21 protein-coding genes and 1 riboswitch are annotated in these 18,097 nt (G+C 37.1%); of the genes, 16 read left to right on the top strand and 5 right to left on the bottom strand.

Going from position 1 to position 18,097, the window contains the following annotated elements; genetic code table 11:
- Positions 1-101 precede the first annotated feature (101 nt).
- The 4 genes from MW695_RS12615 to MW695_RS12600 all read left to right on the top strand — a co-directional run bounded on the left by MW695_RS12615 (position 102) and on the right by MW695_RS12600 (position 2,918).
- A complete protein-coding gene (locus MW695_RS12615) occupies positions 102-1,025 on the top strand; it encodes a manganese-dependent inorganic pyrophosphatase (RefSeq protein ID WP_247105704.1) in 924 nt (307 codons plus the stop codon).
- 459 nt (positions 1,026-1,484) lie between these two features.
- A complete protein-coding gene (locus MW695_RS12610) occupies positions 1,485-1,769 on the top strand; it encodes a DUF1232 domain-containing protein (RefSeq protein ID WP_247105703.1) in 285 nt (94 codons plus the stop codon).
- Between the two features lie 19 nt (positions 1,770-1,788).
- On the top strand, positions 1,789-2,571 hold the full coding sequence (locus MW695_RS12605; RefSeq protein ID WP_247105702.1) for a TerC family protein: 783 nt from the start codon (positions 1,789-1,791) through the stop codon (positions 2,569-2,571).
- 86 nt (positions 2,572-2,657) lie between these two features.
- The gene (locus tag MW695_RS12600) at positions 2,658-2,918 is read left to right on the top strand and encodes a YciI family protein (protein WP_247105701.1); all 261 of its coding nucleotides are present in this window, start codon (positions 2,658-2,660) and stop codon (positions 2,916-2,918) included.
- Positions 2,919-2,978: 60 nt separating this feature from the next.
- Here the strand turns inward: MW695_RS12600 and MW695_RS12595 are convergent, their stop codons facing one another.
- Positions 2,979-3,995, bottom strand: coding sequence for an LLM class flavin-dependent oxidoreductase (locus MW695_RS12595; protein WP_247105700.1), 1,017 nt, complete (start codon positions 3,993-3,995; stop codon positions 2,979-2,981).
- 153 nt (positions 3,996-4,148) lie between these two features.
- Here MW695_RS12595 and MW695_RS12590 point away from each other — a divergent pair, with 153 nt between their 5' ends.
- On the top strand, positions 4,149-4,529 hold the full coding sequence (locus MW695_RS12590) for a hypothetical protein (protein ID WP_247105699.1): 381 nt from the start codon (positions 4,149-4,151) through the stop codon (positions 4,527-4,529).
- A gap of 105 nt (positions 4,530-4,634) precedes the next feature.
- A complete protein-coding gene (locus MW695_RS12585) occupies positions 4,635-4,931 on the top strand; it encodes a Dabb family protein (protein ID WP_247105698.1) in 297 nt (98 codons plus the stop codon).
- A 241-nt stretch (positions 4,932-5,172) separates the two neighbouring features.
- On the opposite strand, the gene MW695_RS12580 is transcribed toward MW695_RS12585, so the two are convergent.
- Positions 5,173-6,402, bottom strand: coding sequence for a zinc-dependent alcohol dehydrogenase (locus MW695_RS12580; RefSeq protein ID WP_247105697.1), 1,230 nt, complete (start codon positions 6,400-6,402; stop codon positions 5,173-5,175).
- Between the two features lie 37 nt (positions 6,403-6,439).
- Positions 6,440-7,531 carry a class II aldolase/adducin family protein gene (locus MW695_RS12575; RefSeq protein ID WP_247105696.1) on the bottom strand — a complete coding sequence of 364 codons (1,092 nt, stop codon included), beginning with the start codon at positions 7,529-7,531 and terminating at the stop codon, positions 6,440-6,442.
- Between the two features lie 108 nt (positions 7,532-7,639).
- On the opposite strand from MW695_RS12575, the gene MW695_RS12570 reads away from it, so the two are divergent.
- A complete protein-coding gene (locus MW695_RS12570; protein ID WP_247105695.1) occupies positions 7,640-8,524 on the top strand; it encodes a diacylglycerol/lipid kinase family protein in 885 nt (294 codons plus the stop codon).
- A gap of 146 nt (positions 8,525-8,670) precedes the next feature.
- Here MW695_RS12570 and MW695_RS12565 read toward each other — a convergent pair whose 3' ends face one another.
- Positions 8,671-8,835, bottom strand: coding sequence for a hypothetical protein (locus MW695_RS12565; RefSeq protein WP_247105694.1), 165 nt, complete (start codon positions 8,833-8,835; stop codon positions 8,671-8,673).
- 184 nt (positions 8,836-9,019) lie between these two features.
- On the opposite strand from MW695_RS12565, the gene MW695_RS12560 reads away from it, so the two are divergent.
- The 6 genes from MW695_RS12560 to MW695_RS12535 all read left to right on the top strand — a co-directional run bounded on the left by MW695_RS12560 (position 9,020) and on the right by MW695_RS12535 (position 14,596).
- Positions 9,020-10,126 (top strand): MGDG synthase family glycosyltransferase, encoded by a 1,107-nt coding sequence (locus tag MW695_RS12560; protein WP_247105693.1) that lies wholly within the window; start codon positions 9,020-9,022, stop codon positions 10,124-10,126.
- A 116-nt stretch (positions 10,127-10,242) separates the two neighbouring features.
- Positions 10,243-10,396, top strand: a riboswitch (FMN riboswitch).
- Positions 10,397-10,595: 199 nt separating this feature from the next.
- The gene (gene ribD / locus MW695_RS12555; RefSeq protein ID WP_247105726.1) at positions 10,596-11,681 is read left to right on the top strand and encodes a bifunctional diaminohydroxyphosphoribosylaminopyrimidine deaminase/5-amino-6-(5-phosphoribosylamino)uracil reductase RibD; all 1,086 of its coding nucleotides are present in this window, start codon (positions 10,596-10,598) and stop codon (positions 11,679-11,681) included.
- Between the two features lies 1 nt (position 11,682).
- A complete protein-coding gene (gene ribE / locus MW695_RS12550; protein WP_247105692.1) occupies positions 11,683-12,333 on the top strand; it encodes a riboflavin synthase in 651 nt (216 codons plus the stop codon).
- A 19-nt stretch (positions 12,334-12,352) separates the two neighbouring features.
- Positions 12,353-13,576, top strand: a complete 1,224-nt coding sequence (locus MW695_RS12545; RefSeq protein ID WP_274169705.1) for a bifunctional 3,4-dihydroxy-2-butanone-4-phosphate synthase/GTP cyclohydrolase II — start codon at positions 12,353-12,355, stop codon at positions 13,574-13,576.
- A gap of 16 nt (positions 13,577-13,592) precedes the next feature.
- The gene (gene ribH, locus MW695_RS12540) at positions 13,593-14,060 is read left to right on the top strand and encodes a 6,7-dimethyl-8-ribityllumazine synthase (protein WP_247105691.1); all 468 of its coding nucleotides are present in this window, start codon (positions 13,593-13,595) and stop codon (positions 14,058-14,060) included.
- Positions 14,061-14,248: 188 nt separating this feature from the next.
- Entirely contained in the window at positions 14,249-14,596 is a 348-nt protein-coding gene (locus MW695_RS12535; RefSeq protein ID WP_247105690.1) for a GNAT family N-acetyltransferase, read from the top strand.
- A 270-nt stretch (positions 14,597-14,866) separates the two neighbouring features.
- Here MW695_RS12535 and MW695_RS12530 read toward each other — a convergent pair whose 3' ends face one another.
- On the bottom strand, positions 14,867-15,403 hold the full coding sequence (locus tag MW695_RS12530) for a DUF309 domain-containing protein (protein WP_247105689.1): 537 nt from the start codon (positions 15,401-15,403) through the stop codon (positions 14,867-14,869).
- 217 nt (positions 15,404-15,620) lie between these two features.
- Here MW695_RS12530 and MW695_RS12525 point away from each other — a divergent pair, with 217 nt between their 5' ends.
- The 3 genes from MW695_RS12525 (at position 15,621) to MW695_RS12515 (ending at position 18,066) form a co-directional block, all read left to right on the top strand.
- Positions 15,621-16,382: a segregation/condensation protein A gene (locus MW695_RS12525; RefSeq protein WP_247105688.1), complete on the top strand. Its 762-nt coding sequence runs from the start codon at positions 15,621-15,623 to the stop codon at positions 16,380-16,382.
- Positions 16,379-16,957: an SMC-Scp complex subunit ScpB gene (gene scpB, locus MW695_RS12520; protein ID WP_247105687.1), complete on the top strand. Its 579-nt coding sequence runs from the start codon at positions 16,379-16,381 to the stop codon at positions 16,955-16,957. Before MW695_RS12525 ends, scpB begins: the two co-directional genes overlap by 4 nt.
- A gap of 212 nt (positions 16,958-17,169) precedes the next feature.
- The gene (locus MW695_RS12515; RefSeq protein WP_247105686.1) at positions 17,170-18,066 is read left to right on the top strand and encodes a superoxide dismutase; all 897 of its coding nucleotides are present in this window, start codon (positions 17,170-17,172) and stop codon (positions 18,064-18,066) included.
- Positions 18,067-18,097: the final 31 nt, after the last annotated feature.

Genomic DNA, 18,097 nt, shown 5'->3' with positions numbered 1-18,097 from the left:
TATGAAAAACGTAATATCCTACTTTTCTTATTGGGAATTTTACGATAAAATGATTTTGGAACTGAAAAAGATTGAAATATTACGATTTGAGGAGTGGAACTATGGGAAAAGTTTTTATTTTTGGGCATAAGAATCCTGATACAGATACGATCTGTTCTGCCATTGCCTATGCTGAACTGAAGAAGCAATTAGGATTAGATGTAGAGGCAGTTAGGCTTGGAGACACAAATGGTGAAACGAATTATGCGTTAAAACAATTTAATGTTGAAGCACCTCGTCTAGTAGAGAATGTATCCAGTGAGGTGGATGAAGTTATTTTAGTTGATCATAACGAAAAACAACAAAGTGCGAATGATATTGATCAGGTTCGTGTCTTAGAAGTCATTGATCATCATCGAATCGCAAATTTTGAAACGAGCGATCCCCTATATTATCGTGCAGAACCGGTTGGTTGTACAGCAACGATATTAAATAAACTGTATAAGGAAAATGGTGTGAACGTTAAGAAAGAAATTGCAGGCCTCATGTTATCTGCGATTATTTCTGATTCTCTTCTTTTTAAATCACCAACTTGTACGGAAGAAGATGTTAAAGCTGCTCGTGAGTTAGCTGAAATTGCAGGAGTTAATACAGAGAATTACGGATTAGACATGTTAAAAGCGGGTGCTGACACTAGTGATAAATCGGCGAAAGATCTTATCACACTAGATGCAAAAGAATTTGAAATGAATGGCAAAAAGGTTGAAATTGCACAAGTGAATACAGTAGATACGGATGATGTATTTGCACGTCAAGCTGAGTTAGAAACAGAAATTCAATCTGTTGTGAATGAAAAGAATTTAGATTTATTTTTACTTGTTGTAACGGATATTCTGAATAATGACTCAGTTGGTTTAGCCGTTGGACAAGCTCAATCAGCCGTTGAGAAAGCATTTAATGTTTCTTTACAAGATAATAAAGCATTACTTGAAGGTGTAGTTTCACGTAAGAAACAAGTTGTACCCGTGTTAACGGCTGCATTCTAAGAGACAATGGTGCTCACTAAGAAGAAGCTCGCAAAGGTGAGAAGTTTGATTTTTTATTTTTTGGTGGCTCAACTCCATGATTTTCTTAGTGAGCTTTAGTAAACGAGTTCTAGGTCGAATCCTACCGTTTTATTATAGGATTGACATTGTATACTTATTTCGGTATGATATATCTATTAAATTACATATCTTCCTAAAGGGGAGTAGCTTTTACAATAATGTCGTCATTACAGAGTGCAGACTCTCGGTATTATTGGCAACTTGCATATTTGTTGTTAGCAAGACCTTTACGCTACAGTAAGGGTCTTTTTCTGTGCTTTTTTAGACCTTTACCTAATGGTAAGGGTCTTTTCTTTTTGTGCTTAAAGAACTTAAAGAGATTGGATGAAATGGAAAGAGAGTGACTGTGGAAGTTATGATAAGAGGTTTAGTATATACGATTTGGAGGTGGATCACATAATGAAACGTTTCTTTAAAAAAATGCTATTTATGTTAAAACTGTGGAGATTTATTCCTTTTATGAAAGATTTCTATTTATCAAATGAAGTAAAGAATTCCTATAAGGTCATAGGGACGATAGCGATTCTATTGTATCTATTTATTCCTTTTGATTTAATACCAGATTATCTTGGAGTCATTGGCTTTGTAGATGATTTTATTATCATCACTTTTATTATAAATCGAATGATCGCTGTAGCACCGGATACTTTAAAAAAGAAGCATCGATTATTAAAAGCGAATTAATGAGGAGGAGTGGTTACATATGGAGTGGTCCATTTTATTAGAATATAGTTGGGTGTTGCTTGTTCTAATCGTACTAGAAGGCTTGTTGGCAGCCGATAATGCTTTAGTTTTGGCGATTATGGTGAAGCATTTGCCAGAAAAGCAACGTAAAAAAGCTTTGTTCTATGGTTTAGCTGGTGCTTTTGTTTTTCGTTTAGCTTCTTTATTTATGATTTCATTTGTAGTAGGGGTATGGCAGGTGCAGGCAATCGGCGCTCTTTACTTACTATTTATTGCTAGTAATCATTTATTTCGAAAATTTATGATAAAGAGACAAGAAGATTCTATACAGCAAGTAAAAACAAAAAAATCTGGATTTTGGGTGACAGTATTAAAAGTTGAAATTGCTGATATTGCCTTTGCAGTAGACTCTATATTGGCGGCTGTTGCGTTAGCGATGGTTTTACCAGATACAGCTTTACCGCCAATAGGTGGTATAGATGGAGGGAAATTCATTGTCATATTCTTGGGGGGATTTATAGGGTTAGTTATCATGCGTTTTGCAGCAGGCATATTTGTGAATTTGTTACATGCACGACCTGGTTTAGAAGTTGCCGCTTTTGTTATTGTTGGCTGGGTAGGAGTGAAGCTTGCTGTTTATACGCTTTGTCACCCTGCCTTAGATGTATTACCTGAAACATTCGCAGAGTCAACAGAGTGGAAAATAACTTTTTATCTCGTTTTGATTGCTATTGCTTTGGCTGGTTGGTTTCTATCTAAAGAAAAGAAAGTAAGTGAAGAAAAAAAACAAACAGCCTCATAATGAGCATGTTATGATTGAGAGAGAGAAGTTCTCATCGTAAAGGTGAGCATATCCAAATTTAAATAGATATAGTGGGAGTGAATGTGATGGCCTATTTTGCAGCGATTTTACATATGGCAAAGCCAGAATTAAATGCGAAGCACCGGCAAAGTCATTTAGATTATTTAAAGACACTTGAAGAGCAAGGAAATGTATTCGCAAAAGGTCCTTTTGTAGATGGAAATGGTGGTATGGTTATTTATGAGGCTAATCATTTTGACGAAGCGCAATTATTAGCAAATGAGGATCCATATGTGAAGTTAGGTGTTCGGCGTCTTGAATTACATGAATGGAACATGACAAGGTAAATGAAAATGGTATGCCCTTAAAGGTCGCTCAGCCTTTAGGGCATACTTTTTTTGATGGATTTAACCAATATTATTAATCTCGTTTAAGATGTCAGCAGTTAATTCAAATGATCGAAGTCTTGCAGCATGATCATATATTTGTGTGTGAACAATGATTTCATCGGCTTCTGTTTTTTTAATAAAGTCAAGAAGCTTCTCTTTTACGGTCTCGGGACTTCCTATAATGGAGGAACCTAATTGCCGCTCTAAAACGGTTTCCTCATGAGGCTGGATGGATTCTCGAATTTCCTCAACTGGTGGTTGGAGCTTAGATGGTTTATTTCGAATAAGGTTTAAAAAGGATCGGACTAATGACGAACTTAAAAAATCTGCTTCTTTATCGGTATCAGCAACAATAATATTTACACCTACCATTGCATAAGGTTTGTCAAGTTTATTAGAAGGAGTAAAGTGATCTTTGTATAAACGCAATGCTGGCACTGTGTTTTCAGGTGAAAAATGGCTAGCAAAGGCAAAAGGTAAGCCTAGTTCAGCTGAAAGCCTTGCACTAAAATCACTAGACCCTAACAACCAAATTGGAATGTCTAGTCCTTCTCCTGGAAATGCTCGTACTTTTCGGTACTCAGGTTCTATTGAAGGATTAAAATATGATCGCAATTCAGTTAAAAGCTCGGGGAAATCTTGACCGCCTATCCGGTTTCCTCTTCTAAGTGCTTGAGCTGTCATTTGATCTGTTCCGGGTGCTCTCCCTAAACCGAGGTCAATTCGACCTGGAAATAAAGATTCTAAAGTACCAAATTGCTCAGCAATAACGAGTGGTGAATGGTTTGGAAGCATGATCCCTCCGGATCCAACACGAATGGAAGATGTTACTTGGGCAATATGGCCAATTAATACGGAAGTAGCGGCACTTGCGATACCAGGCATATTGTGATGTTCAGCTAACCAAAAGCGGTGGTAGCCCCATTTTTCCGTATGTTTAGCTAAATCAACTGAATGTTTAAAAGAGTCACTTGCACTTTGTCCTTCATTTATCGGCGCTAAGTCAAGCACAGAATAGCGAATAGAATATCTCATTTTTGTTCACTTCTTTCTATAGATCTGAAACCATTTTAGCAGGGATATTTCGTATATCAAAATAAAATGCTTAAGGAATTAGGATAAAGGTATTCACCTATACCTCATGACTTCCATATACTAACGTGAAAAGCTTTCAAGGGAGGTAGTTTAATGTTTGAAGGACCATCCGTTCAGTATTTACCACCAACAGTTATTTCGCAATATGTCAATCAGTGGGTTACAACCTCTATTCCGACATATGGCCAAGTAGTTGCCTATATTACAGGTTTCAACCGCCGTACAGGCATGGTGTCGATGTTTATGTATGCTCCCCCTCGTTATCAACCGCAATTTATTCAAGTTCACAATAGTGATTTGATTGGCGTTAGCCCTTATTATGGACCTGTTCCACCACGTCCAGGACGCCCGCCGGGACCGTGGCAGCCACAGCCACCACGCCCGCCATATCCAGGGTTCCCAGGTCAGCCAGGTACTGGCGTTGGCTTTTGGCCATGGATGTATTACCAATTAGGGTCTGCTATTTTTAGATAACCATTGAAAAGAGTGCTGAACATATCGTTCGGTACTTTTTTGTAGCTCTTGTTGAAAAAGTTGTGTAAAATGTTTAGTGTATTGAAGATAAAAAGGAGAATGTATATGATTAATCGCACTGTATTATTACAATTTTCAGACAAAACGACGGAAGAGCAACTTAATGAGGTTATTAAACGTTTTAAATCATTAAAAGATCATCTTGATGGAATTGTTGATCTACAAGCTGGCCGTAATATTTCACCAAGAAATCAAGAGTATCAAGTGATATTAAATGTGCGTTTTCAAAATCAAGCATCATTAGAAGCTTATTCCATAAATGCTGAGCATAAAGCAGTTGCATCTTACATAAATGAAATTGGTAAAATAGATAGTATAGGTGTTGATATTGAAGTGGATTAGGGTGAAAAACAGTACATGCTGCTAAATAAGCTAATATGTTAGAGACCACTGAAAAAGTACAAATAAACTTTTTCAGTGTTTTTGATTTGATTAGCAATGGCTTCACTCATTGCTCGCTTGATACGAGAAACCCGCTCGTATCAAGCTTTCAATACAGACAACGGTTTCGTACATTGCTGAAAGAACACCAAAAAAATTTAAAATCAAACTTTTTCAGTGTTTTTAATATGTACTTTTTTGTTTAACTTGGTTCAAATACGACTTTAACCGCTTTTTCTTTATGTTTATTCCCAGCGGTGAACAATGCTTCGCGGTAGTTCTCTAAAGGAAATTTGTGGGTAAGTAAAGGAGACAAATCTAACTCATTCGTTTTCAATAATTCTACAGCGATCTCTAATGTTTTCCGTTGTTTCCCTTGAAAAGAGTCACTACTATAAGCAAAGCTCCCTTTTATTTCGAGTTCATTGAGCCAAATCATCGTCATATCTAATTTCTCTATGAAGCTAGCCAAGCCAATGAGAACCACTTTACCTCCCTTTCGAGCGAAACGAAACGAATCCTGTAAACTTTTGGGGTTTCCAGCGCATTCGTATATTATATCAGCTCCACCATTCACAATGGGACTACCTATAATTGGTTTTAAAACAGTCGCATCACATGACTTTGCAGCTTTATAAATGTAATCATGTTGACGTGACAGAAAGACTACCTCATTTGAGCCGAAATGATTAGCTAATTCAGCTTGGAATGGATGTTTAACGAGCGTGATTATTTTACAGTTAATCTTTAATGCTCGAATGGCAGCAATGACACATAATCCAATCACTCCTGCGCCAATAACGATTACTGTATCAGTTACTTTTGGTTTATTACGTAGAACCGCATGTAAGGCGCAACTGAATGGTTCAATTAATATACCATTCTCATCATTAATCGTATCAGGCAGAGCAATAATTTGGCTTTTATGGGCGACAAGATAACCTCCCCAGCTACCACCAGTATCTTTACAAGTGCCAGTTAATAACCCTGGAGAAATAATGCCATTATTCATATGCTCACACAGATTATAATTACCTTTACTGCATTCCTCACAGCTTGGTGCTATGTTTCTCGCCTCACAAGATAGAACAGGGTCAATAACGACACGTTGACCATTCGAGATATTTTCAACGTTCGTACCAACTTTAGAAATAGTTCCGACCAGCTCATGTCCCATCGTAAAAGGAAAGGAGACGAATGGTGAGGTGGATGGACTGTCATTTAAATAGATTAAATTAAGGTCGCTTCCACAAATTCCTCCGTACTTTATTTTTACTTCAACCCAGTCATTATTTGGTAATTTGGGTCTTTCTAAATCCTTCAGCTGGAGACAGGAAAAGGGAGAATCAATAAAAAGCGCTGAGTTCATTTTTCCGATCGCTTTAGAAAATACGTATTTTGGAATGTTTAGATCGAATTGTAGTGCTTTCATGGTCACACCTGCTTTTCTCATATAAAGTTAGTTATAGTTAAAGCATTGGTACTTGCGGGAGCACCTTACCTTCAATTCGCTCGAATATATCTTCAAGGCTTCTCCCAGTAATAGTCAAACCATGGTTTTTTAATCCAATAACTGCACGTGTTGGATCAGTTGATTGTTTAACGAGATCTGCTACTGTTTGCGCAAGCTCAATTGTGCCACACGGGAAATTAAATTGTGTTGCTTGCACACCGTCCATCCAAGCATGAATATGAACGATAGCACCTACGTTTGGGTGCTCTTTATATATCATCCAATGTTCAATGGCGTCGACTGATGCTCGCTTTGGTTTAATGTTTGGCGGTATACTAACTTTCATTGCTTTTTTTTCTGGATCATAGCCGGAAATGTAGAGAATGTCTTGACCAATATTTCTCATATTAGCCTTATCAATTCCACTAGCACTCATCCAAAATGTTTCTCTGTCTTTTCGCGCGCTTAAATTACCGTAGCTTAAGCCACCAATCCCATATAACTTCTTTAAATGCCTCATATCTCTGTGTGATAACACTTCCTCTAATGGGAACGGGGCAGGTAAGAGATTCATTTTCGCTAACTTTTCTCCTGAACGACTTAAAGAATTGGTTATTTCATCACCATGCCATAAAGATTTGGGTAGATTTTCATAAAAGTCATTATTAATGATTAATTGTGATGATGCTAATGGTTCTAATCGATCGAATACTTTCTGAAAAAAACGAGCTTCTGATTCGTTTCGATCGTGTGTGATTGTATAAAGACCTTGTTCAGGCGTTAAAAAGTATAGATGTATCCTTTTTTGACTATGAACAATATACATTAAATGATTAGAAAGAGTGCGAACTAAATAAGGATATGCTTCCTTATGGATATCTTTAGGATATTGATCCGTTTGAATAATTGAGACGACAAATGTTCCTTGCGAATTTCTACGAAAAGGAACGGGCATTTTTGGATCAGCGAAATTGAACACAAGCTTTGTATGTTCTTCTGTTGACGTTAAGGATGTATAACCTCTAGCAGAAAAGGTCTGTTTTATTCCTTCTATGAGCCAATTAGAAAATATATCTTTAGGTATATTACTGAAAGTGAATGTATTCAATGTTTAACCTCCATCATTATTAAGTTTCTTACCATATGGATAATATTCTCAATAATAGCCGAAAATATACACTAGATTAGACTTTGATTTTTTTAGGAGGAGCATCTCATGTATGGATTCATTGTGAATCAAGCTTCTGGTAATGGAAGAGGGAATCGAGTATGGAAGAAAGTAGAAAGGGTATTGACTGAAGAAAATAAACCATTTGTTGTTCGTTTTACAAAAGGGCCAAGACACGCGACCGAGATTGCAAAAGAGCTCCTAGCTCATTCGTTACAAGCCGTTGTCGTGATAGGTGGCGATGGTACGATTAATGAGGTAGCAACGGCACTTGCGTATACACAAATTCCTTTAGGTGTTATTCCTGCAGGATCAGGAAATGATTTTGCACGCTGTTTAGGTATTCCTTTACAATATCGAAAAGCATTATTACGTGTTTTCTCTCATGATCAAAAAAAAGTCGATTTACTTCACTTAGGCCAACGTTATTGTTTGACCGTTACAGGAGTTGGGTTTGACGGAAAAGTCGCACAGACTGCAAATGAGGCTAAATATAAGAGTTGGTTGAATCATTTTGGATTAGGTGGTTTTTCTTATGTAGTTAGTATGTTAGAAGTTCTAAGAACGTATCAACCTACGAAGATATCGTTAACCGTTAATGGAGAGAAGTTCGCTCTTTCTGATGTTTGGCTTGTAGCAGTTGCCAATGCACCAAATTATGCGGGAGGAATAAGTATTTGTCCACAAGCGGTTAATAATGACGGCCTTTTAAATATTTGTATCGTTCATGGACTAAGTAAATGGGGATTGATACGATTATTTGTACGAGCTTATAATGGAACGCATGTCCTACATAGAAATGTTCAAGTCTTAACCGGTAAAGAAGTTTTTATTCATTCGGATAAACCTGTTTTAGTTCAAAGTGATGGAGAAATTATTTCGGAAAGTCCTATTCGTATGGAAATTAAAGAGGGAGCATTGAACATTGTATAATCAAGGGTAATGGTAAAAAAGAGTTTCATGAAAGAAAAATCCGAATAGTGAGGTTCTGTCATGCATCAGCATAAGATACCTCACTTACGGCTTTGTTCAACATCGTTCACCTTAAATCGAAGAATTGAATAGAGAGAATCGATGTTTTAGCTCGGAGTCTTAATAATAAGAAAACAATTATCATCTATCGGTTCGTTTATCCCTTCTTTATTATTAACATTTCGACTAAATAAATGCTCATACTCTTGTTGAACAAAATTTAGAATGATTTCCTTTAAAATTTCTTTGAAGGTGTGCATAGATTTTTGCATTTCATTCATCCTTCCATTGATTTTAAAGATAGTATGGTAAATGATTGAAATAATATGTAATTTATTTTAAAAACAGATGTTTAAATGAACCATTTTTCATAACGATGAATGATTCCTCTCTAACGTTCAAAAAATAACTATCATACATCTAGTGTCAGTCATCTTGGAAAGAGGGGAAATAAATATGAAGCCTCAACCACTAATCTTTTCTGCATCGATCGGGCATGGACATAATCAAGCGGCCATGGCTCTCCAACACGAACTTGAAAAACAAGGATTTCAACCGAAAATTATAGATACATTTTATTCAATAAGTCCGGTACTTCATAGTTGTATGCTGAAAAGTTATCTTCATTTATTGAAAAAGAAGCCTCTAATATGGAAAAATATTTATTTTAGAGCTGAAAAAGTACCACTATATTTGTTTTTAGACCAGTTTGCTAGGTTATTTATTAGACAATTACATCATATCGTGAAACATTCATCCTGTTCTTTTATGATTTCAACTCATCCTTTTGTAACAGCTTTTTTAGCTCAACTAAAAAAACAAAGACAGTTAAAGGTACCTTTTTATACAGTCATTACAGATTTTGTTTTGCACCCTGCTTATATCCGACCAGAGATAGATGCTTATTTCACAATAGATCCTAACGTGTCAGAGTTTGCGAGACGCCATAATGTAAAGGAAGACCTCTTTTTTACGATGGGAATACCTATAAAAAGTCATATGTCATTGAACAAAACTAAATATGACAGCAGACAGCGTTTGGGCATATGTGAGAATAGAAAGGTGTTATTAATCGCTGGAGGAGGTATGGGGTTAACGAATTACACAGAAGCGATTACATCCTTAAATACATTGGAAGAGCCCATTCAATTGTTATGTATGATTGGTCATAATAGAAGAATGAAAAAGGAAATAGAAGTTATTGAAAGTAAACATGACATTAACATAATAGAATTTACGGATGATTTTTTACTGTATTTAAAAGCAAGCGATGCGATATTTTCTAAAGCAGGAGGATTGACAATGGCTGAATCGCTAGCTTGTGAAACACCAATCGTTATTTATAACCCTGTGCCAGGGCATGAAGAGCAAAATGCTGAATTTCTTATTAACGTAGGTGCTGCAAAGAAGGCTAATAATAAGAAAGATATACCCGCAATACTAAAACAAGTCTTGTATGAAAATGAGTTTTCAATGGAAATGAGAGACAGTGCTCGTAAATTGAAGCAGCCTAATGCTGCGAATAATATTGTCCAGAGAATATTATCTTTACTTGAAGAATAACGTCATATTAGGAGCAGGATTTATATGAAGACCGTCGAGTTAAATTTCTTGATTTCTTGAAATTTAAGTGGTATGATTCGATTATTCAAACTATGTTTGAATTCCTAATTGTATAAATATTCCTTCGGGGCAGGGTGAAAATCCCTACCGGCGGTGATGAAAGTGAATCATTCACTTCTTAGTCCGTGACCCGGCTTCATGTATTTGAAGTCGGTGGACCTGGTGCAAATCCGGGACCGACAGTGAAAGTCTGGATGGGAGAAGGAGCGAAGCAGTAGAAAAGGATTCATACCCCTTTTTTATAGAGGGGGAGGTATACCTTTTTTTAACTGTCCTCGTCAAAAAATAAACATTTTGACGTTTATTTCGTGATCTCTTAAAAAGCCCTGAGCAATGTTGCTTAGGGCTTTTTTTAGTAGGAATGTAAGAATTAAGAAGCAGTTCCTGATAAAAGAGAGGTGAATTGATGTTGAATGATCAGGACTATATGAAATTAGCTTTGAAATTGGCTGAAAGTACAAAAGGTCAAACATCACCTAATCCTATGGTTGGCTCAGTTGTTGTGAAAGATGGAGCGATTGTCGGTATGGGGGCACATTTAAAAGCTGGAGAAGGTCATGCTGAAGTTCAGGCATTAAGCATGGCAGGTGATAAAGCAGAAGGTGCGACAATATATGTCACACTCGAGCCATGTAGTCATTATGGTAAGACCCCACCTTGTGCAAATTTGATTATTGAGAAGAAGGTTAAACGAGCTGTGATTGCTACTGTAGATCCCAACCCAGCTGTTTCTGGAAGAGGTATTAAACGTTTAGAACAAGCTGGGATTAAAGTCATAACAGGTGTATGTAAGCAGGAAGCTATTCAATTAAATGATGTCTTTTTTCATTTTATGAAATATGCGGTCCCGTTTGTGACGTTAAAATCAGCTATTACGTTAGATGGTAAAATTGCAACCGTAACTGGTAAAAGCAAATGGATTACGAGTGAAGAGGCAAGGTTAGATGTTCATACATATCGACATACTCATGATGCGATACTTGTAGGAATTGGAACTGTTTTGGCAGATGACCCATCCTTAACGACAAGACTACCAAACGGTGGTATTAATCCTATCCGGGTTGTTTTAGACCGGAATTTGCGACTTCCAATTCATTCAAAGCTTGTTACAGATAAAGAAGCACCTACTTGGGTTGTAACGACAGAACAAGCACCAATTGAAAAACGCAAGGAGTTAGAAGAACAGGGCGTAACGGTCATTTGTATAAAAGATTTTTCTATTAAATCTACCTTACAGCAATTAGGGAAACGTGGAATTTTATCTGTATTTGTTGAAGGTGGTGCGGAGATTAACGGTAGCTTTTTGCAAGAGCGAGCTGTCAATCAGGTGATCACTTATGTTGCCCCTAAATTATTTGGTGGTAAACTTGCTCCAACCTCTATTGGTGGAGAAGGCTTTCAAGAAGTAGAGGAAGCACTTGTGCTTGAAATGATTGATGTTTCTAGAGTTGGTGACGATGTTAAGATTATTTCTCGATTGAAGGAGGGAAACTAAAATGTTTACAGGGATCATCGAAGAAGTGGGAACAATTAAAGATGTTAGACAATCAGGGGATGAGATGGTGATGGCCATTCAAGCTAAAACAGTTTTGCAAGATGTGCAGCTTGGTGACAGTATTTCAGTTAATGGTGTTTGTTTAACGGTAACTCAATTTACAGACCAATCATTCGAAGTTGACGTAATGCCTGAGACTGTAAGAGCTACAAGTTTAAGAGGAATGACGAATGGATCGAAAGTAAATTTAGAGCGAGCTATGAGCGCTAATGGACGTTTTGGTGGCCATTTCGTCTCAGGTCATGTAGATGGTACTGGTACAATTCTTTCTAAGAAGCAGGACCACAACGCAGTTTATTATCGTATTGGTGTTTCTGAGAACTTACGAAGATATATGATTGAAAAGGGTTCAGTCACAGTTGACGGTACGAGCTTGACAATTTTCGCAGTAGACGAAGGTAGTTTTACGATCTCGATTATTCCACATACGTTAGATGAAACAACAATAGGTCGCAAAAACGTTGGCAACATGGTTAATATCGAGTGTGATATGGTCGGAAAGTATATTGAACATTTTATTTCAAAACGTTATTCAAAAAGACCCAACTCATCATTAACTGACAGCTTCTTAGTAGAACATGGCTTCAAATAGGATAGGGGTGTGAGAATAAATGAGTCAGGCTGACGAGAAAATGATATTTGATTCTATAGAAGTAGCATTAGAGGATTTACAACAGGGTAGAGTCGTGATTGTGTGTGATGATGAGGATCGAGAAAATGAAGGTGATTTTGTCGCAATTGCTGAAAAAACAACAGATGAAGTTATTAATTTTATGGTCACTCATGGTCGTGGATTAGTATGTGCTCCAATTACAGAGGAGCGAGCACAAGCGCTTGATCTTGTTTCGATGGTTGATCACAATACAGATCCACACGGTACGGCATTTACGGTAAGTGTGGATCATTATACAGCAACAACGGGCATTTCAGCTGAGGAACGCGCGGTTACAGTTAGAGCTCTTATTGATGAGCATGCAGAAAAGCACCATTTCAAACGACCAGGTCATATCTTCCCACTAGTAGCGAAAAAAGGTGGCGTTTTACGAAGGGCAGGTCATACTGAAGCAGCGATCGATTTAGCTCGTCTAGCAGGTGCAAAACCAGCAGGAGTCATTTGTGAAATTATGAATGCAGATGGTACGATGGCACGTGTACCTGAATTACGTGCTATTGCTGATGAGCACCAGTTAAAAATGATTACGATCAAAGATTTAATTCGTTATCGTCGTAAAAAAGATAAATTAGTAAAACGAGAAATTGAAATTAAGCTGCCGACAGATTTTGGAGATTTCAAAGCAATTGGCTACACAGATGTTCTTGAAGGGAAAGAAAGTGTTGCAATTGTGAAAGGAGACATTATTGAAGGAGAGCCTATGCTCGTTCGTGTACACTCTGAATGTTTAACAGGCGATGTGTTTGGCTCTCATCGCTGTGATTGCGGACCACAGTTACATGCAGCTCTTGCTCAAATAGAGGAAGAAGGAAAAGGAATCTTACTTTATATGAGACAGGAAGGACGCGGTATTGGTTTGATAAACAAACTTAAAGCGTACAAATTACAAGAAGAAGGTTATGATACGGTCGAAGCAAATGAAAAGCTTGGTTTTGCTCCGGATTTACGTGATTACGGTATTGGAGCACAAATTTTACGTGATTTAGGCGTTAGACAAATGCGCCTTCTAACGAACAATCCACGTAAGATAACGGGCTTAAAGGGGTATGATTTAGAAGTTGTTGAACGTGTGGCGTTGCAATTACCGCATAACAAAGATAATGAACGTTATTTAAAGACAAAATCTGAAAAACTAGGACATATGCTACATTTTAAAAAGTAACGAGGGGGAATACAAGATGGGACAAACATTTGAAGGACATTTAGTTGGTACTGGTTTAAAAGTAGGGATTGTTGTAGGAAGGTTTAATGAGTTTATTACAAGTAAATTATTAGGTGGAGCAGAGGATGCTCTCAAGAGACATGGTGTTAAAGAAGAAGATGTTGATGTTGCTTGGGTACCTGGTGCATTTGAAATCCCATTTGCAGCAAAGAAGATGCTTGATTCAGAACGTTATGATGCCGTTATTACATTAGGGACAGTCATTAGAGGTGCGACGCCTCACTTTGATTATGTTTGCAGTGAAGTTGCAAAAGGAGTATCGTCATTAACACTTTCTACAGGTAAACCAGTTATCTTTGGAGTTTTGACGACAGATACAATTGAACAAGCTGTAGAACGAGCTGGAACGAAAGCAGGTAACAAAGGGTGGGATGCTGCGACAGCTGCAATTGAAATGGCCAATTTAGGGAAAAACTTTGAATAAAAGAGGTTTCTCAAAAAGGGTTGGTGTTACCTTTTTCAATTTTCTTGCATAGGCTGTAATGTAGTTGTAACATTTTTTTCGGGAAGATCCGCGTAGCAGCATAGATAACTATGATAAACTGTTACAAGATGTAGTAAAATGAATACAACTTTTATTGCTTAGTAGATAAGGTGTTGAGAGGTTTTATTATGCTAATACCATATAAAAAAAGCCATCAAAAAATTGCAATGGGTTTGCTCTCCTTCATGCCTACCGAAAAAGATTTAAAACAGTTACGTCAGACAATGGATTTGTATGCAGAGAGTTCGAGTTGGAAATTGTATGTTTGGAAAGAGATTGACATTGTTGGCGTAGTAGGTGTTTCAATTGAGAATGGGGATGCGTATTTGCGGCATATTTCTGTTAATCCATCACACCGTAAAGAAGGAATAGGAAAGAGGATGCTTGAACAGTTAAAACTCATGCTTCCTTGTGACTTGAAGCCAACTGATGTAACGAAAACATTTATGCTCGCCTGTGAAGAAGAGGAGTCCTAAGAACAAGGGCACCGAAAAAGTTGAAATCAAACTTTTCGGTGCCCTTTCAGAATTATGTGAAACGAAACCGTTTCTTATTTTTAAAAGCTTGATACGAATGGGTTTCTCGTATTAAGCGAGCAACGAATGAAGACATTGCTAGTTAATGGCACTGAAAAAGTTGATTTATCCTTTTTCAGTGGTCCAGGACGGAGTCGGCTTCGTGTGTTACACGTTGTTTCTTCCTTAAAGTACATTCAGATCAACTTACTTCGCAATTAAGAAAAGTAGTTATTCATTAAAGGGAAGTTCCCTGTCTTTTACTCTCCTCGTTAATTGCTTCTCACGTTCATCTATGACTTCCCTACGATCTCGTAAAGAATGCTTATTTACAATAAAATTTGGTACAAAAGGGACTGAAGTCAAATTCCATTGAACATCTAATTCCTCACAACGCTTTTTGCAAGCTGCTAACAAATCTTGTGACATTGGTAGATGAACATCGTGAAATTCATTCATTCTCAATTGTGCTTCAACTGCTTTAATAGTTCTTAATAGTTTAGTTGTATTTAAACCTAGTTGATTTAATTCATCAGAATAAAGAGAGCATAAATGGTAGGATTTCTTATACAGTCGTCTAGCGCCATTATCATTACTTCGTCGGTGATGGTAATGCCCAACTGCCAATTGAATTAACGCAACCCATTGATTATGCACTAACGGATTTGTCACTTCTTTCCAATGATCTTCCAAAATCTCGTGACATTCAAAGTAATCACGATAAATATGATAATGAATTAAATAATCTAAATATTTAATAGGGTACATAATTGTCTCCTTTTAATCGTTGGATCACAAATGGGAACAAAATAACGATTCACTTTATATACATGTAATTCTCCCCATATTAGAATATTGTAACATATGCAAAAAAGTGAATCGAACAGAGTGAGTATATTTTAGTGTGTGGTTAGAAGATATGTTCTCCATTTATTGAATGTGTGGTATAATTTCGTAGATAGTCTAGAAGCTAGTGGTGGTTATATTGAATTCATATAGTGTAAAGATTGATGCATTTGAAGGACCGCTCGACTTGTTATTGCATCTAATTAATCAAGCAGAGGTCGATATTTATGATATACCTGTTGCACAAATAACTGATCAATACATGACGTATATTGAAACAATGCAAGAATTGGAGTTAGACATCGCCAGTGAATACTTAGTGATGGCTGCTACATTATTAGCCATCAAGAGCCAAATGCTTCTCCCGAAACAGGAGGAGTTATTTGAGGAAGAGTGGGTATTGGAAGAAGAGGAGGATCCTCGTGAGGAATTAATGCTTCGTTTAATCGAATATCGAAAGTATAAGGAAGCAGCAAATGAGTTAAAGGAGAAGGAAAAAGAAAGAAGCCTTACCTATACTCGTGCACCTGATGAATTAGATCAATTTATAACTGAAGCAGAAAAGAGAGAGTTGGCGATTCAAGGAGTCACATTATTTGATATGCTTGCTGCTTATCAAAAGCTAACGAAACGTAAAGCTTTACAGGCTCCTAAGACGAAAACTGTAAAAAGCCAAGAGTACTCTATCGAAGAAAAAATTGAATTTGTACTTAACCGAATGAGTCAATTAAATCGCCCGGTTCACTTTGAAGAGCTATTTTATGAACAGGATAGAGGACAAATCGTCATGACATTTTTAGCTGTTTTGGAGTTGATGAAAACAAAATCGGTTCGCTGCATACAAGATGAAAATTTCACAAGCATCATGATCTACCGAGTTGAGGGGGGGAATCTACATTGATTTTTCGTGAACTCCAAGCGGTTATAGAAGGATTATTGCTAGTGGTTGGTGATGAAGGGATTACAATTAAGCAACTAGCAGAAGTATTAGAGCTTGATACAACAGTAGCGGCTGAAGCGGTCACTAGTTTGCAATTTAAGTATGAAGATGAAAAAAAAGGGATTCAAATTGTTGAGGTCGCTGGTGCTTTTCGCATGGCTACTAGAGCTGAGCATGCCCCTTATTTTAAAAGGCTTGCTACATCGCCTATCCAATCACAGCTTTCACAAGCTGCTCTTGAAACATTAGCTATTATTGCTTACAAACAACCTATTACAAGAATGGAAGTAGAGGATGTTCGAGGAGTAAAATCAGAAAAGGCGTTACAATCATTAACAGCGAAATTACTTATAAAAGAAGTTGGCCGAGCGCAAGGTACGGGTCGACCTATTCTGTATGGTACGACATCTTTTTTTCTTGACCATTTTGGATTGAAGTCTCTAGAAGAGTTACCGCCATTACCTGATGAAGTCGATGACGGTTCATTGGAAGATGAGGCAGATTTATTTTTACAGCAATTTGAAGAAATTCAGTAATAGGTAAAGATGTGTCTAAGGTTCATTGAGCCTTTGACATATCTTTTTTTAGATTATAAGTTATTGGAGAACGACATCTATTTCGAAACGTATAATGGTGAAGCCCTTAAATTGAAACAAAAAAGGAAGAATCATAAAAAATTCGTGTATTTTTACATGAACCAACCTCTTATCATCATATAATGAATGGATTAAATGGTAAGGAGGAGAAGATGGAAACTCATACTATTCATTCACAGTATGTTAACGATGTTTTAAAATGGGCAGAAGAGTTAAAACGGATATGTTATAACAGAGATGAAACATTAGTGATAGACGATGGTGAATTTACGTCGTCTATGAACGAGTTAATCAATGAGTTAGAAAAAAGTAAATCAGGCGTTAAGGACCATGAGAATCAGCAATTATACACTTTAGCAATGAACTGTTACGAAAGTTGGCATAATCTACAACGAGAAAAGGAGGTAGAGAGAGGGGATCATTCTGTTCCAATTGGTGGGCATATATTACCTCCTCTTCCATATCGTTACGAGGATTTGGAGCCATACATTGATCGCCAAACAATGAAGTTACATCATATGAAGCATCATCAAAGCTATGTTGATGGATTGAATAAAGCTGAGAAAAAAGTCAAAGAAGCAAGGGAAACTGGGAATTATGATTTGCTTAAACATTGGAAGAGAGAATTAGCTTTTCATGGTGCTGGTCATTATTTGCATACGATATTTTGGACAGTGATGAATCCAAATGGTGGCGGACAACCTGAAGGTATGTTAAAGAAACAAATTGAACAAGATTTTGGGAGCTTTAACAAGATGAAGGAACAATTTTCGCAGGCTGCTGAACATGTAGAGGGAGGTGGATGGGCGCTTTTAGTATGGTCGCCGAGAGCACATCGTTTAGAAATTTTACAAGCTGAAAAACACCAAAATCTAACGCAGCAAGATGTCATTCCGTTATTAGTATTAGACGTATGGGAACATGCTTATTACTTACGCTATCAAAATGAGAGAAATAAATATATCGAGCAATGGTGGAACGTTGTTTATTGGCCAGAAGTAGAAAAACGTTTTAAAGAAGCACGGAAGGTAAAGTGGACACCATATTAGAGATCAATAAATGAGAAAGCAATCTCCACTC

Source organism: Halalkalibacter sp. APA_J-10(15), from assembly GCF_023017105.1.
GTDB lineage: Bacteria > Bacillota > Bacilli > Bacillales > Bacillaceae_D > Halalkalibacter.
Note: the sequence above shows the minus strand (reverse complement) of the source record. Positions and strands in the feature narration are given on the sequence as shown.

What these genes read in the sequence shown, in the direction of transcription:
- MW695_RS12585 (WP_247105698.1), top strand. Translation starts at nt 4,635, where the DNA reads ATGATTAATCGCACTGTATTATTACAATTTTCAGACAAAACGACGGAA.
- MW695_RS12595 (WP_247105700.1), bottom strand. Translation starts at nt 3,995, where the DNA reads ATGAGATATTCTATTCGCTATTCTGTGCTTGACTTAGCGCCGATAAAT.
- MW695_RS12565 (WP_247105694.1), bottom strand. Translation starts at nt 8,835, where the DNA reads ATGCAAAAATCTATGCACACCTTCAAAGAAATTTTAAAGGAAATCATT.
- MW695_RS12545 (WP_274169705.1), top strand. Translation starts at nt 12,353, where the DNA reads ATGAGTCAGGCTGACGAGAAAATGATATTTGATTCTATAGAAGTAGCA.
- MW695_RS12605 (WP_247105702.1), top strand. Translation starts at nt 1,789, where the DNA reads ATGGAGTGGTCCATTTTATTAGAATATAGTTGGGTGTTGCTTGTTCTA.
- MW695_RS12610 (WP_247105703.1), top strand. Translation starts at nt 1,485, where the DNA reads ATGAAACGTTTCTTTAAAAAAATGCTATTTATGTTAAAACTGTGGAGA.
- ribH (WP_247105691.1), top strand. Translation starts at nt 13,593, where the DNA reads ATGGGACAAACATTTGAAGGACATTTAGTTGGTACTGGTTTAAAAGTA.
- MW695_RS12560 (WP_247105693.1), top strand. Translation starts at nt 9,020, where the DNA reads ATGAAGCCTCAACCACTAATCTTTTCTGCATCGATCGGGCATGGACAT.
- MW695_RS12570 (WP_247105695.1), top strand. Translation starts at nt 7,640, where the DNA reads ATGTATGGATTCATTGTGAATCAAGCTTCTGGTAATGGAAGAGGGAAT.
- MW695_RS12530 (WP_247105689.1), bottom strand. Translation starts at nt 15,403, where the DNA reads ATGTACCCTATTAAATATTTAGATTATTTAATTCATTATCATATTTAT.
- MW695_RS12590 (WP_247105699.1), top strand. Translation starts at nt 4,149, where the DNA reads ATGTTTGAAGGACCATCCGTTCAGTATTTACCACCAACAGTTATTTCG.
- ribE (WP_247105692.1), top strand. Translation starts at nt 11,683, where the DNA reads ATGTTTACAGGGATCATCGAAGAAGTGGGAACAATTAAAGATGTTAGA.
- MW695_RS12615 (WP_247105704.1), top strand. Translation starts at nt 102, where the DNA reads ATGGGAAAAGTTTTTATTTTTGGGCATAAGAATCCTGATACAGATACG.
- MW695_RS12515 (WP_247105686.1), top strand. Translation starts at nt 17,170, where the DNA reads ATGGAAACTCATACTATTCATTCACAGTATGTTAACGATGTTTTAAAA.
- MW695_RS12580 (WP_247105697.1), bottom strand. Translation starts at nt 6,402, where the DNA reads ATGAAAGCACTACAATTCGATCTAAACATTCCAAAATACGTATTTTCT.
- MW695_RS12535 (WP_247105690.1), top strand. Translation starts at nt 14,249, where the DNA reads ATGCTAATACCATATAAAAAAAGCCATCAAAAAATTGCAATGGGTTTG.
- MW695_RS12600 (WP_247105701.1), top strand. Translation starts at nt 2,658, where the DNA reads ATGGCCTATTTTGCAGCGATTTTACATATGGCAAAGCCAGAATTAAAT.